The 13,377-nt window shown below is 64.6% G+C and carries 12 protein-coding genes and 1 pseudogene; 6 read left to right on the top strand and 7 right to left on the bottom strand.

Annotated elements, in window-relative coordinates; all coding sequences use genetic code 11:
- Positions 1-317 precede the first annotated feature (317 nt).
- Positions 318-1,079, bottom strand: a complete 762-nt coding sequence (locus tag ACIRRA_RS38370; RefSeq protein ID WP_402778853.1) for an SDR family NAD(P)-dependent oxidoreductase — start codon at positions 1,077-1,079, stop codon at positions 318-320.
- A complete protein-coding gene (locus ACIRRA_RS38365) occupies positions 1,076-1,480 on the bottom strand; it encodes a VOC family protein (RefSeq protein ID WP_402778851.1) in 405 nt (134 codons plus the stop codon). The genes ACIRRA_RS38370 and ACIRRA_RS38365 overlap by 4 nt, the downstream gene beginning before the upstream one ends.
- Positions 1,481-1,568: 88 nt before the next feature.
- Between ACIRRA_RS38365 and ACIRRA_RS38360 the strand changes: the two genes are divergently transcribed.
- Together ACIRRA_RS38360 and ACIRRA_RS38355 are read left to right on the top strand one after the other, a co-directional pair.
- On the top strand, positions 1,569-2,240 hold the full coding sequence (locus ACIRRA_RS38360; protein ID WP_402778848.1) for a GntR family transcriptional regulator: 672 nt from the start codon (positions 1,569-1,571) through the stop codon (positions 2,238-2,240).
- A gap of 278 nt (positions 2,241-2,518) precedes the next feature.
- Complete coding sequence (locus ACIRRA_RS38355) at positions 2,519-3,202, top strand: hypothetical protein (RefSeq protein ID WP_402778845.1); 684 nt, start codon at positions 2,519-2,521, stop codon at positions 3,200-3,202.
- A gap of 390 nt (positions 3,203-3,592) precedes the next feature.
- Here ACIRRA_RS38355 and ACIRRA_RS38350 read toward each other — a convergent pair whose 3' ends face one another.
- The 3 genes from ACIRRA_RS38350 to ACIRRA_RS38340 form a co-directional block, all read right to left on the bottom strand.
- Positions 3,593-4,105, bottom strand: a complete 513-nt coding sequence (locus ACIRRA_RS38350) for a hypothetical protein (RefSeq protein WP_402778842.1) — start codon at positions 4,103-4,105, stop codon at positions 3,593-3,595.
- On the bottom strand, positions 4,039-4,407 hold the full coding sequence (locus ACIRRA_RS38345; protein WP_402778839.1) for an alpha/beta hydrolase: 369 nt from the start codon (positions 4,405-4,407) through the stop codon (positions 4,039-4,041). Before ACIRRA_RS38345 ends, ACIRRA_RS38350 begins: the two co-directional genes overlap by 67 nt.
- A 174-nt stretch (positions 4,408-4,581) precedes the next feature.
- Positions 4,582-6,105, bottom strand: a complete 1,524-nt coding sequence (locus tag ACIRRA_RS38340) for a GMC oxidoreductase (RefSeq protein ID WP_402778836.1) — start codon at positions 6,103-6,105, stop codon at positions 4,582-4,584.
- 415 nt (positions 6,106-6,520) lie between these two features.
- Between ACIRRA_RS38340 and ACIRRA_RS38335 the strand changes: the two genes are divergently transcribed.
- The gene (locus ACIRRA_RS38335; RefSeq protein ID WP_402778833.1) at positions 6,521-7,831 is read left to right on the top strand and encodes a trehalose-6-phosphate synthase; all 1,311 of its coding nucleotides are present in this window, start codon (positions 6,521-6,523) and stop codon (positions 7,829-7,831) included.
- A 167-nt stretch (positions 7,832-7,998) separates the two neighbouring features.
- Here ACIRRA_RS38335 and ACIRRA_RS38330 read toward each other — a convergent pair whose 3' ends face one another.
- Positions 7,999-8,475, bottom strand: a complete 477-nt coding sequence (locus ACIRRA_RS38330; protein WP_402778830.1) for a macro domain-containing protein — start codon at positions 8,473-8,475, stop codon at positions 7,999-8,001.
- 221 nt (positions 8,476-8,696) lie between these two features.
- On the opposite strand from ACIRRA_RS38330, the gene ACIRRA_RS38325 reads away from it, so the two are divergent.
- The gene (locus ACIRRA_RS38325; RefSeq protein WP_402778827.1) at positions 8,697-10,088 is read left to right on the top strand and encodes a serine hydrolase domain-containing protein; all 1,392 of its coding nucleotides are present in this window, start codon (positions 8,697-8,699) and stop codon (positions 10,086-10,088) included.
- 404 nt (positions 10,089-10,492) lie between these two features.
- Positions 10,493-11,437: pseudogene (locus ACIRRA_RS38320) on the top strand (decaprenyl-phosphate phosphoribosyltransferase); the annotation flags it as partial.
- A gap of 443 nt (positions 11,438-11,880) precedes the next feature.
- Here the strand turns inward: ACIRRA_RS38320 and ACIRRA_RS38315 are convergent.
- Complete coding sequence (locus ACIRRA_RS38315) at positions 11,881-12,492, bottom strand: acyl-CoA thioesterase (RefSeq protein WP_402778824.1); 612 nt, start codon at positions 12,490-12,492, stop codon at positions 11,881-11,883.
- Between the two features lie 565 nt (positions 12,493-13,057).
- Here ACIRRA_RS38315 and ACIRRA_RS38310 point away from each other — a divergent pair.
- Positions 13,058-13,285: a hypothetical protein gene (locus ACIRRA_RS38310; RefSeq protein ID WP_402778821.1), complete on the top strand. Its 228-nt coding sequence runs from the start codon at positions 13,058-13,060 to the stop codon at positions 13,283-13,285.
- Positions 13,286-13,377 lie beyond the last annotated feature (92 nt).

Genomic DNA, 13,377 nt, shown 5'->3' with positions numbered 1-13,377 from the left:
TCCTGCGCCACATGCTTTCCCCAAACCCCACAACGACCGAGCCTAGCCGCACCACATGGTGGGTATGGACCTTGGTTCTGCCAACGCGAACGCTCACACAGCCGCCTATGCGGGATAGGAAAGGCGCTGAGCCGGCCGCAAGAACATCACATAATCGGCAATAGCGGACGTTCTGCACCGCAACAGGTTTGGGCCGCCGGCGCCTTGCGCTGGCCTGTTCGGTCAGCGCGGTGTGCGGCATAGGGATGCTTTGCACTGCTGAAACCATTACCTGCAGTGGGTTTGGCCGGCGCTGCGGGGTGAGCGAGTTGTGGTGTTCAGGTTCGCAGGTACGATGCGCCGTTGAGATCGAGTACCGTCCCCGATGCCCACGCTGCTTCGGGGGAAGCCAGGTAGAGCACTGCCGCGGCGACCTCGTCAGGTGTTCCGACCCGCCCGAACGGGCTTTGGGCGCGTACTCCGTCACCGGCGTCACTCGCCAGTTTCGCCTCTTGCCGCTCGGTGCTGATGAACCCTGGTGCCACCGACGTCACGGCGATTCCATGGGGTGCCAGTGCGACCGCCATGGACTGCCCGAAAGCGTGCAGCGCGGCTTTGGTCGAAGCGTATGCGGGAAATTCCGGTTCACCCCGGAACGCGCCGCGTGAGCCGATGTTGACGATGCTGCCGGTCGCGCCACGGTCGATGAGGTGCTGGGCGACCGCATAGGTCAGGTGCACCGCGCCGAGTAGGTTGACATCGATCATCTGTTGCCAGGTCCGTCGCCATTGGGAGTAGTCGACCTCCGCGACCGCGTGCCGAGTGGCCGCCGAGGTCGCGACGGCAGCATTGTTGATCAGGACGTCGATCCCACCCAGAGCGCGTATCGCCGCCTCTGCCACCTGCTGCGTTGCCTCTGGATCACCAAGGTCACCGGCGACCGTGGTGTGCCCGGAACCCGGCAAATGCCGTCGAGTTCGATCCGCGGCGTCGGCGTCGCTGACATAGTGCACCGCCACTCGGTCACCCTTTTCAGCGAACGCCGTTGCCACCGCCCGGCCGATCCCACGCGAGGCACCGGTCACCAATACCCGCCTCATCGAGCGAACACCTGCTCTTCATCGGCAAAGGCTTTGAACTCCAAGGCATTACCGGCCGGATCGCGCAAGAACATGGTCCACTGCTCCGCCGGGCGGCCCGGGAACCGCAAGTAGGGGTCGATCACGAATTCCACACCGGCCGTACGCAACCGCTCGGCCAGCGCGTGGAAATCCTCTGACTGCAGAAGCAGGCCGAAATGCGGTACCGGCACACGGTGCCCGTCGACCTCGCTCATCCCCTGAACAGCAGACTCGCTGGCCACGAGATGTGTCACCAACTGGTGGCCGTGCAGGTTCCAGTCGATCCAGTGGTCGCTGCAGCGTCCTTCGTCGAGCCCGAGGACTCCTCCGTAGAACCGTCGGGCGGCGCCGAGGTCGTCAACCGGTATTGCCAGGTGCACGGCAGGACGGGGTGACATGGTCAGCACTCCTTCGCTTAGAACGAGCCCCCACCTTGCCCAACCAATGTCCTAATGTCAACATTCAGACATGATCTCCTCACTGCCCAAAGCAGCCCGCCGCGGGCTGGCGCAAGAAGCTGCCGACGTCATCCGCCGCGCGATCTTCGCCGGCGACTTCCCGCCCGGTGCACCACTACGCGAGGTCGAACTCGCCACCGCACTCGGTGTCAGCCGCGGATCGGTTCGGGAGGGCCTGACTCTGCTGGAACGCGAGGGACTGATCCGCAGTGGTTGGCATCGCGGCACCACCGTCATCGAAGTGACCGCACACGACGTCGAGGAGGTCTATGCGGTCCGCGGTGCGCTGGACCGGCTGGCCGCGATCAGCGCCCAGGTCACAGCGAGTCCGCAACAGCTGGCACCGCTCGACGAGCTCGTTGCAGCGATGGCGGCCGAGATCGCCGGCGCAGCATCCGGACCGCGACTGCTCGCCCTGGACATCGCCTTTCATGACCGCATCTACGACGCCGCCGGAAACCAACGGCTCAGCCAGGCGTGGCTGGCCGTGCGATCGCAGGTGTACCTGTTCCAAATGCACCGCATCGCAGTCGGATACGAGCACTACCGCGACCGGGTGATCGACGAGCATCGACAGCTGACCGTGCTGCTGCGCTCCGGTGATCGCGAAACATTGGCGCGATGCGCCGAAGAACACGTCGACTCGGCCCGCCGCAACCTGCTCGCCCACCTCTCAGCGTAAGCCGGCGAAAAGATCCTCAATTCGGCAATAGCGGACCTTCTGCACCGCAACAGGTTTCGGCCGCCGACGCCTCACACTGCCGGTTCGGTCAGCGCGGAATGCGGCAGATCAGTGCGTTTCATCCCTCCGCAGCCGACACCAGACTCGTCCTCAGTCGAGGATCTCCGGCGAACGCTAGGATCCGGCATTGTGCCGGAGATCTTCTAATCCGGCGGGGAGGGAATGGATTACGTGATTGATCAGCTCGACCGGCTCGCCGGTCGTCGGGGCGGCGAGTGATGACGAGAACGCTGTTCTTCTCTCTCGTTTCGTTCGCGCCGCTGTTGATCTGGCTGCTCATGGCCCGAACCGGCCGCCAGCGATGGCTCGGCAGTCTGGCAGTGGCGGTGTGGGGCACGCTGTTCCTGTCGGTGGCCCAGCGGTGGATCTCTCTCTCGGAACAGATCAGCGCCTTGGCCTTGCTGATGGTCATCCTCGTGGCAGCCTTCATGATTGTGCTGGTGTCCCGCCGCCTGTCAGCCGATAGTCCGATGATCCCGCGAATGAACCTGGGCAAGTTCCTGGCGAGCGCGTACTGTCTCGTGGTTCTCTTCTACTGCGGCGGACTGGCTTTGGTCATGAAGGGCGAACACGCCTACGTGCCGCCCAGCTCCGAACTTCTGCCCCTCCCCCACGGCCTCACCGTCCTGTCGAACGACGACGAAGGCTGTGGCGGCAACTCCGCCACGATCTGCGGACGCGCGTTCGTCATCGGCGGCCCGACAACCCAGGACATCGCGGCCACCCTCGTCGAGCATCTCAATCGAAAACACGGCTGGCACCTGAATCCTCCCACCCCCGACGGCAAATCGGACAGCTGCCGCAACCAAGGCTTCCTCCTAGACCGCAATGAACTCTGCGCCTCGATCTTCCAGCACGACGGCCACACCGACGTAGCCTTCGAAAGCTCCGCCGACAACTAACCCACCAGGCCACCACGACCAGGAAACAGTGGCGGCATCGCCCGAGAGCCACCCGCCACCGTTTCCCGATGATCGACTGTCCAAGCGAGCTCTTGCGCACTGCGGAGCGAGCGGAAGAAACTCGCGGACGTCGGTGACGAGTTCGGAAAGGGCTTGGAGGGAAGCGGAGCCCGTGGCCGGTTCGGTCGGCGCGACTCGCGGCAGAATAGTGCGTTCAGCTCGCACGGCCTCTGCATCGGTCAGAAGCACCGCTTTTCGAATCCACCATCTGGGGCTCTCGAGCGCTTTAGGTGCTCGCGGGCGGCAATTGCGGCACCGAGCCTGAATGAGCCCCAGGCCACCATAATCTGGTTTCAGATGCCGTCGCGGGCGAAATTCATCCTGTTCGCGCTACGAGGCAGACGGGCGTGCTGATCGGGCGTGCCTGGTGAGGAATTCGAGTTCGACGCGGAGCACATCGGAGTGGTCGACCCCGTCGGCGTACACGTCGTAATGCCCGCCGCGGCTGCGGTATAGCTCACCGCGGGGCGCTCGTGCGGCGGCTTGGGTAGCGGGTCCGGTGGGGGCCATCGTGTCGGTTTCGGCGACGACCATCAGTAGGGGGCATTGGATTCGATGGGCTGCTCGGACGGGGCGATGGACAACGATGTCGAGCAGTGATCGTGCGGTGATGCGGTTGGGCCAGGGGTCGCCATCGGCTGGAGTCAGTCGGTGCAGTCCGGTGAGTGCGTCGGTTGTCGCGATCACTCCGAAGCTGTCGGGTCCGACGCTGAGCGGCACGTACTTCGGCGCCCCGCCGACGACGCCGGCGAGCAGGTCCGCCACCGCTGTAGCGGTCAGGCGCAGCGCGCGCGGTAGGGCGACATTTCCCATCCCGGCCAGGCCGTCGACGAGGGGGGGCACTGTGCGATCGCTCCAGCCAATGCCGGATCGGTGGCGGCGATCTCGAGGATGTGCATGCCGGCAAAGGAGGTTCCCCAGATGAACAGCCGGTCGTTGTCGATCGAGTCGTGGCCGCGCGCCCAAGCGAGGGCGGTGCGGTAATCCTCACGCTGGCGGCGGATCGATAGTAGGTCGCGTGGTGTGCCCCCGGAGCGGCCCCAGTGCCGGTAGTCGAAGACGAGGGCGGCAAATCCGTTGTTGGCGAAGAACTCCGCGAATGGGGCCAGACCGGCGGCTTTGATGCCGCCGATGCCGTGTGCCATTACCACCGTCGGATGGGGAGCCGGTGTCGATGGCTGGTAGTGCGTTTTCGCACCGGTCGCCGGGCCGTCGAATTGATATTGCGGAAATTCTCTGGCGCAGCGCAGTCCCGCCTTGCCGACCGCGTCGTAAGCGGTTATGGATTCGGAGCGTATTCGTGTCGAGAGCTGTTCGCGTCACGCGGTGGAGTGCGTGTCGAGTAGGCGGTGAGCGACGTGTCTGGCGAGTGCCTGGATGGTCAGGCTCGGGTTGACTCCGCCGGGGTATGGCAGCAGGCTGCCGTCGGCGATGTAAAGGTTGTTCATGGTGTGGACCCGACCGTCCGGGTCGCACACGGAGGTGCGCGGATCGACCCCAAATCGGCAGGTGCCGTGGAGGTGGGCGCTGCCGAGGGTGAAGTCGATAGGCTCGGTGGTCAATTCGCGTGCACCTGCGGCGTGCAGGATGGTGATGGCGTGTTCGCGCATGTGGGCGAGTCGTGCCAGGTCCAGTTTGTGCGGCCGGTAGTCCATGACTATGCGCGGCAGCCCGAGAGAGTCGGTGGATGCGGGATCGAGCAGGACCCGGTTCCTGGCGAGTGGCTGGTCGGCGAGCAGACATTCCAATCGGACCAGGTGCCGGTCCTGGTCGTCGCTAGGGTCGGTCGGTCCGACGTCGTAGATCATTCCGCCCAGGCCGGTCGGGCAGCTGTCGTCGAGGTAGTAGTCGGATATGGCGATACTGCTGTGCCGACCGGTCTGCGGTTGAGCGGCATCCAGTCGGGCTCGAATGTATTGGCTGGCTTTGAAGCACAGGCCGCGTCCGACGAGATCATTGTCGTTACCGATACCCGAGGGCGCGTGCCGGGAGGTCGAGCGCAGCAGGAGGGCTGCAGTTTGCACCGCGTTGGCAGCCAGTATGAACAGGCGGCTACGTACCGTGATCGGTCTGCCGCTGATCAAGTCGACGCAGCGCAGGCTGTGGACCAGATCGCGCGACATGGCTTCGAGGGCAACAGCTTTGATGCGGACGAACAACGAGAAGTTCGGCATGGCCAGAAGGTTGTCGAGTACTCGTTCCACAACCCCGCCCTTCGCACCGGTAGGACAGGCAAAGTATGTGCAGGTCGTCAGCTCGGCGCACGCCTTCCGCGTGCTGGTGGCAACGCTTGCGACCGCTAGCGGTGTCGGAAACGGGTGCAACCCCAGACTTGTCGCGGCTCGATGCAGCAGTTCACCGCGCGCACCGTAGGGATGGGCAGGCATGACCGGAGGTGCCGCGGCGGGAAGCAGAGGGTCCGATTCGTCGCGGGCGACTCCGATCGTGGCTTCGACGGCGTCGTAGTGCGGCCTGAGTTGGTCGTAGGTGATCGGCCACTGCGTCGGCAACGCGTCGGCCGCCAGGTGCGTTCCGGGGTCGAAGTCGACATTTCTGAAACGCCATGCCAGCCCGGCGAAGAAGCGGGTGCCTCCACCCACCGCGCATGCGGCCCAAGGGTTTCCGTACTCCACCCAGACGCCGTCGGGCCTGCGAGCTCGTGCTGTCTCATGACTGGGAAGCAGGTCCCGAAGATCCGACCCCGGCGCAACGTGATCGCCCTGCTCGATCACCGCGACCTCCCAGCCGGCGGCCGCCAACTCGGCCGCCGCGACGGCTCCGCCGCCGCCGCTACCCACGATGCACACATCGAAATGCCGGTCGTTGCCCAGCTTGGATCCCACGCCGATGACGATAGCGGCAAATCGCTTGCGGGGGGCCGACTCTCACGCCGCATGCAACCCACCGGAATCGGTACGATGCATTCGACCGGGGGCGCGCACAACGCCGATCGGCGGATGGGGGGCGTATGCCAGCACACGCAGAATGGTCGAAGATCGTGATCGCCGATTGCGACCTCATATCACTCGACAGTGCCCCTCCCGTGCGGCGGCTCCACACGCCTCTGGCCAACGACGACCGGATGATCGATACCCGCGCGGTGTTCGTGAGCAGCGCAGAACCCGCCCCGCACGACGCAGTTCCGACAAGCGAGTACTCCCACTGGGCCGATGAACCCGGCGTGGCGGGTGTACTGTCGGCGCGACTCGGCTGGGTATGACCGGATTTCCGCTGGTCATCGCATATCACCGGCCACCGATGGAATGGGCCGATCACCGATGGCGAGCACCGGCCAGCCCGAACGGGGTGATACCGACCCTGCGCGCCCTGCTGGCCGGGACCCCACAGGCGACCTGGGTCGCCGCAGCGGTCGATACCGACCCAACCCAGCTCGACCACCACGGCACCGGCCTCCCGCTGTCATTTCTCCCGTTGACTCGCTCGGACTGGTCCGGATACTTCCACCGCTGCTGCAAAGAAACATTGTGGCCGGTATTGATGTCCCACCCGCACCTGATGCGCTTCGACAAGACCGCATGGGCCCAGTACCAGACGGTGAACGCGCGATTCGCCGACCACATCAATGCTGTCGCCGCACCAGGAGCGACTGTCTGGTTGCACGACTACAACCTGTGGCTCGTCCCTGGTCGGCTCCGCCGCAGCCGTCCCGACTTACGACTGGGCCTGTTCCACCACACCCCCTTCCCGCCGCCGTCGATCTTCGCCACCCTGCCCACCGCCGCCGAGATCCGCGCCTCGGTCGCCGGCCTGCACTGGGCAGGCTTTCACACCAGCAGCGACGCCGAACACTTCCGCGACATCCTCGCGGGTACTGCTGCCACCACCCGCCTCGGCGTGCATCCTCTCGGTATCGACAGGACAGCCGTCGAAACCATCGCCCGTGCCCGCCTGCCTTACCGTCAACCCGACACCGAGAAACTCGTGCTGTCGGTCGAACGTTTGGACTACACCAAAGCACCGGTGCAGAAGGTCGACGCCGTCGCCACCCTGCTCGCCCGCCGCCCCGAACTCGCCGGGCGGCTGCGATTCCGATTGGTATGCCCACCACCGGAATCCGGCATCACCGCCTACGACACCACCCGAAACACCCTCGGCCACCATGTCGACCAGGTCAACAACCAGTGGCGAACCACCGACTGGCAACCCATCGACTACCTACCCCACCCCCTACCACTCACAGAAATAATCGATCACTACCTGGCCGCCGACATATTCTGGATAACCTCGCTGCGCGACGGCATGAACTTGACCGCCAAAGAATTCATCGCATCTCACGCCGCCTGTGGCCTATCCGGCGCGCTCATCCTGTCTCGATACGCCGGCGCCGCCGCTGAACTGGGCGACGCTGCACTGCTCACCGACCCACACTCACCGACAGATCTCGTCGACACCCTCGAATACGCTCTCACCCTCAACCCCACACAGCGCAACTCACGACTGACTCGCCTCGCTCACCGCCTCGGACACCAACACCCCACCCACTGGGCAGCCGAGATCATCGCAGCCATCCAACACCGCAGTACCCTCCCTGGCCACCACCCGGCCTAGGCAGAAGATGGCGCAAACACCTAGCATCAGCAGAGCACCGGCAATGAATCGCTCATCGGCAATAGCGGACGTTCTGCACCGCACCAGGTTTCGGCCGCCGGCGCCCCGCGCTGGCCGGTTCGGTCAGCGCGCCATGCGGCAGTTCCGGACGTTCTCGAGGGCCAGGATCATTCCGGGTCGTACACGACCACACTGATACCGCGGCTGGACAAGCGGTCATGAATGAGCCGTTCGATCCGGTCCCAGGTTCCGCCGGCCAGGCCGCACCCGATACGTGGCATGTGTACCGAGGCGTTCGACACCGCCGCGAAGTCGGCGAGTTTCTCCAGGCTCTGGTCGACCGCGTCGTAGCGGATCGGCGGTCCGCCAGCACTGGAGCGGATCCCGTGTTGGCCGATCATGTTGGCCACGTGCAGATCAGATGCGACCCGAACGAACTGCACTGAACCCAGGCCGAAGGCGTTGGAGTCGCGTTGCTTGTACCAGTCGCGGTAGGCGCGTTCAGGTTGCGGCCATCGAGCTGATACGGCGATGACGAAACCCTTGCCCCAGCGGCCGAGGTCGTTACAGATATGCGCGATGATCGCGGACCCAATGGCGCTGGGCGCGGTCGCGTCCCCGGTTTCATAGACGATCTCGGTCATGCTCATGTTGTCCTCCCGCGCCGAACATAGACGCGGGCACCGACATCGACCGCTGGCCGATCCGACCAGCGCGGGTCGCGGCATGACAGTGCGTTCACCACCCGAGTCGGCGTCACTGTCGGTGTGCTGTCGGTGGCCTGTCAGCGCGGCCCGCCATTGTCGATCTCAGCACAGAGATCCGCCACGGCGGACACGGAGAAAGGGTCGGCACGATGTCGAACATGGGCTTGAACGCACTGGTCAGCGAGTTCATCGAAACCAGCGGGGTACCCGGCGTGGTCGCGGGTGTGTATCACGCGGGACAGCAGGAAGTGGTGGCGCACGGGGTGACCAATGTGGTTACCGGCGAGCCGATGCGGGAGGACACCGGGTTCCTGCTCGGGTCGATCACCAAGGTGCTGACCACGACCCTGGTCATGCAGCAGGTCGAGCAGGGCCGCATCGACCTGAACGAGCGGGTTGTCACCTACCTGCCGCAGTTTCGCCTCACCGTCGCGGGCGCCGAGGACATCCGTATCCGGCATCTGCTCAACCACACCAACGGAATCGACGCCGACCTGTACTTCCCCGACTCCGACGGCCCCGACGCCCTGCGGATCGCGGTCGACGGGATGGCCGAACAGGTCGGCACGCTGTTCACGCCCGGCGAGCACATCAGCTACTCCAACGGCGGCATGATCGTCGCGGGCCGCGTGCTGGAGGCGGTGACCGGACTGCCGTATCACGAACTGCTGCAACGGGATCTGTTCATCCCGGCCGGTATGACCGGTGCCGTCACCAGCCCCGCGCAGGCGATCCTGCGCAGCACCGCCATCGGCCACTTCCCCACCCAGGACGGCGCACGCCGCACCGACCTGTTCAAACTGCCCGACACCTGGGGCCCGGCCGGTTCCTCGGCCATCGCCGGCATCGGCGATCTGCTGGCCTTGGGCCGCACACACCTCGACGGCGGCCTGGCGCCCTCGGGCGCCCGGATACTGTCCGAGGAATCGGTGGCGCGCATGCAGACTGTCACGCATTCCAGTGGCACCCTGCACATTCCGCCGATCGGCCTGGGCTGGCTGCTCATGCCCTTCGGCGACATCGATGTCCTGTCACACTCGGGCGCCTCCCCGGGCGGAGTCGCGGTGCTGGTCGCGGTGCCCGGCCACGACCTGGTCTTCGCCGCCTACGGCAATGACGCCCGCGCGATGGCGCTGTTCGACCGTATCCTGTTGTCACTGCTGCGCGATCGCTTGGGCGCCACAATCCCGGATCTGATCACCGCCACGGTCGAGGTCGAGGATCTGACCCGCTACGAGGGCACCTACCGCTCCAACCAACTACGCATCGACGTCCGCGCGGTGGACGGCGCGCTCGAGGAGACCACCACCTACGAACCTGCCGATGACCAACAGTCCCGCGTCTTCACCGCCTTCGTCGGCGGCTCGATCCCGGTCACGACCCGCCGGTTCGTCCCGGTCGGCGAGGACCTCTTCGCACCCGCCGGGCTGCCCCTGGAGATGTTCACCGGCTACTCACGCCAGCTGCTGGTGTCCTTCCACGACCTCCTCGACGGCCGAGCGAGCTACCGCTCGGCGGGCGGCCGCATGACCCGCCGCGACGCTGCATAACCCGACAGAGCGAGCGGAATCCCGACCTCGAACGGCTCGAGCTGAACGAACATCCGTCCGAGGCAATGGATTACCACCGATCAATGTCCTGCATTCGGCATGGATGGTCTGCCGGCCTCGGATCAGCACGGCCAGTTGATCTTCCGATGCCCCGCGCTGGCCGGTTCGGTCAGCGCGGTATGCGGCATAGCGGACGTTGGGTCAGCCGGGCTGCCGGCCTCGCTGTCGATCCAACGAACTGTCCGATCCTGTCAAAAGATTGACCCCAAGACATACAGGTGAGTGTTTGGGAGTATGTCGTTGGCGGTGTCGCGGGTCGACACAATCGCGAGCCGTCGAAGCGCAGTGCTCGCCCCGCGGAAAGAGATTCCTCCGCCGCCACAGGAAGCAGTCAGGTTGATACGACCGAAGAGCCGACCACCATCGAACTCGACGAGGCCCTCTTCACCGGACCACCCAAGACCCTGGCCAGCGGCCTGGTCAAAGCCCTGCGGCCACGTCAATGGGTGAAGAACGTTCTGGTGCTGGCCGCACCGCTGGCTGCGGGCACGATTCCGGGTACAGACACCTTTGCCATCTCCGATCTCACCCGCGATCTGCACATCGGTATCGCGTTCGTGGTGTTCTGCCTGGCAGCGTCGGGCATCTACCTGGTCAACGACTCGCTCGACGTGGAAGCCGACCGAGCGCATCCGACCAAACGCTTCCGCCCGATCGCCGCCGGGCTGGTTCCGGTACGTCTGGCCTACGCGCTGTCGGTGGTGCTGCTGACCGCCTCGATCCTGATCTCGTTCGTGGCGACATGGCAGCTGGCCGTGGTGATGGCTACTTACGTCGGCATCCAGCTGGCCTACTGCTTCGGTCTCAAGCATCAAGCGGTCCTCGACGTCTGCATCGTGTCATCGGGCTTCCTGTTGCGCGCGGTTGCCGGTGGCGCGGCGGCGAGTATTCATCTGTCGCAATGGTTCTTGCTGATAGCGGCCTTCGGTTCGCTGTTCATGGCCGCTGGCAAGCGCTATGCCGAGTTGAAAATCGCGCTGGACACCGGCGCCAAGATTCGTAAGTCGTTGCAGTACTACACGCCCACCTATCTACGTTTCGTCTGGACCTTGTCGGGCACGGCGGTCGTAGTCTTCTACGGGCTGTGGGCGTTCGAGGCCGATCACAAGGACAACCCGTGGTTCGCAATCTCGATGATTCCTTTTACAATCAGCATCCTGCGTTACGCGGTCGACGTTGATGGGGCCGGAGCCGGTGAACCCGAAGAGATCGTGCTGGGCGACCGCACTCTGCAGTCATTGGCCCTGGCGTGTGTCGCAACAATCGGTGTGGCCGTCTATCTCACCTGAGCAGACATATGGGGCACCTGCCGCATCATGAGCGGACCTCATGGCACTGGCTCGACACACCGACGACCTGGAATCGGCAATAGCGGACGTTCTGCACCGCACCAGGTTCCGGCCGCCGGCACCTCGCGCTGGCCGGTTCGGTCAGCGCGGTATGCGGCAATAGCGCGCACTCGAGTTCACCAGAGTCAGGGGGCTATTACCGGGGCAGGCGCCGGAAACTCAGCCTTCGCACGGTATCTCGTCCTTGTAACCCGGTACGGTAGGTCTCCGTGGCCGCGCCGGATTCCGCCGGGTCGTCCAGGAATACCGGTAACTGCCGCTCGATGAAGCAGTACAGTCACGATTCGCCTTCCAACACCAGGTATCTGGGCTGGTGGTGGCGAACCGCTACTCATGTCGGTAGAGGGCCATCGGGTGGGCACGGGGTTCAGTGGCAGGAGGGATCAAAGACCCAGCAACTCCGGCTTCTTCGCGATCGCGCGGTATCGCGCCGCCGGGTCGGCGACCAACCGACGCTCGGCCAGGTCGAGGATGCCACCGACATGCGACACCTTCGCCACTACGGCCCCGTCGAGCGTGGTGAACAGTTGCTGAATCCGGAACGATTTGCCGGTGCCCCACAGGTATTCGCACGAGACCTCGACTTCATCGCCCGCGAGGAGCTCGTTGTGATAGCCGATCGTCGTCTCCAGAATCACCGGGCCGACACCCCGCGCGAGTAGATCGCGCTGGGCGATGCCGGCCTCCTGAAGCAGCGACCAGCAAGCATGTTCGGCGTACTGCAGATAGATAGTGCCGTTCAGATGCCCTTGACTGTCGGTCTCGTATCCACGCACGACGATTCGAACCGTGAACGCAGTCAACTCATACTCCTTCGGGTTGGTGAATTCGAACTGACCCAGCATCCGAGCTTGCGTAGGCATCGGCAACAGCTCGCAAGGCTGTGTTGGCGACCAGCACGACCATTGCTGTACCGAGCACGACGGCACCGCATCCTCGCCCCGCACCGATGACCGCGCGAGAACCCTTGTCCTGCAGGGAAGTTCCACCATCATGCGAGAGCATCGATCGGTATACGAACCGGCCAGATCAGGATCGACATCCTCGCACCCGTACCAACAATTGTGAGACAGCGAAGCGACCTGGAATCGGCAAGACGTTCTGTGCCGCACCAGGTTCCGGACGTCGACGTCCCGCGCTGGCCGGTTCGGTCAACGCGGGACGCGGCATAGAGCGTGCGTTTGCGGGTCGCCCGGTGATCCGGCTCCGCACCGCGATTTAGCATTGTCGTTGGTCGGCGCGGGGGATCCAAGAAGCCCCGTTGGCAGTAGTCCTTTGGGTACCGGGCCCTGGACTCGGGTGGTTTCACCCAGCTGCAGAAGAGACCGTCTACAGCTACTTGCGCGCCGAGACTGTCACCGGCTGAGCCGACATTCCGTCGGCATCCCGGATGCGGCGGAAACCCGTTGCCGCCGAAGCCCGGAAAAGTGGGGGCACCTCAAATCTGTGAAGTATCAACGTTTCAACTTCGTTGGTGGTTAGTGTCGGACGAGCTGTTTCGATCGACCGGAGGTACTCGTGAAACGTTGTGTGGCAAGCCTTGTCGTGGTGGGTGGGTTGATGAGCGTTGCGCTCGCCGGGTCGGCGAGCGGCGACCCGGCGAGTGTTCAGAACGTCGCGAGCACCGGCAGCTCCGACCTGATGACGTCGATCTTGCCGCCGGCCTGTGTAGGGAACGGAGACATCTATGCGACGGGATGCGGTCCAGGAGGCGCCCTCCTGTCCACCTTGCTCGCCCCGCTGTCCATCCTCGGCGCTGGTTCCACCTCCACGGTGTATCCCACTTGAGCGGTCCCCGATGACGAGACCATCCGGGAGTAGAGCCAGGTGATTTCGTTCCGTGTTCAGTTGGTCCCGCAGGCCACTGGGTGGTGGGTGTG

The sequence above is a fragment of the Nocardia sp. NPDC101769 genome (assembly GCF_044766925.1).
In the GTDB taxonomy this organism is placed as follows: Bacteria; Actinomycetota; Actinomycetes; order Mycobacteriales; family Mycobacteriaceae; genus Nocardia.
This window is presented reverse-complemented; position numbering and strand designations above follow the sequence as displayed.

Excerpts from the sequence above, each read along its gene's own strand:
- ACIRRA_RS38310 (WP_402778821.1), top strand. The coding sequence starts at position 13,058 with ATGAGCGTTGCGCTCGCCGGGTCGGCGAGCGGCGACCCGGCGAGTGTT.
- ACIRRA_RS38345 (WP_402778839.1), bottom strand. The coding sequence starts at position 4,407 with ATGGCACACGGCATCGGCGGCATCAAAGCCGCCGGTCTGGCCCCATTC.
- ACIRRA_RS38330 (WP_402778830.1), bottom strand. The coding sequence starts at position 8,475 with ATGACCGAGATCGTCTATGAAACCGGGGACGCGACCGCGCCCAGCGCC.
- ACIRRA_RS38335 (WP_402778833.1), top strand. The coding sequence starts at position 6,521 with ATGGAATGGGCCGATCACCGATGGCGAGCACCGGCCAGCCCGAACGGG.
- ACIRRA_RS38360 (WP_402778848.1), top strand. The coding sequence starts at position 1,569 with ATGATCTCCTCACTGCCCAAAGCAGCCCGCCGCGGGCTGGCGCAAGAA.
- ACIRRA_RS38325 (WP_402778827.1), top strand. The coding sequence starts at position 8,697 with ATGGGCTTGAACGCACTGGTCAGCGAGTTCATCGAAACCAGCGGGGTA.
- ACIRRA_RS38370 (WP_402778853.1), bottom strand. The coding sequence starts at position 1,079 with ATGAGGCGGGTATTGGTGACCGGTGCCTCGCGTGGGATCGGCCGGGCG.
- ACIRRA_RS38355 (WP_402778845.1), top strand. The coding sequence starts at position 2,519 with ATGACGAGAACGCTGTTCTTCTCTCTCGTTTCGTTCGCGCCGCTGTTG.
- ACIRRA_RS38315 (WP_402778824.1), bottom strand. The coding sequence starts at position 12,492 with ATGATGGTGGAACTTCCCTGCAGGACAAGGGTTCTCGCGCGGTCATCG.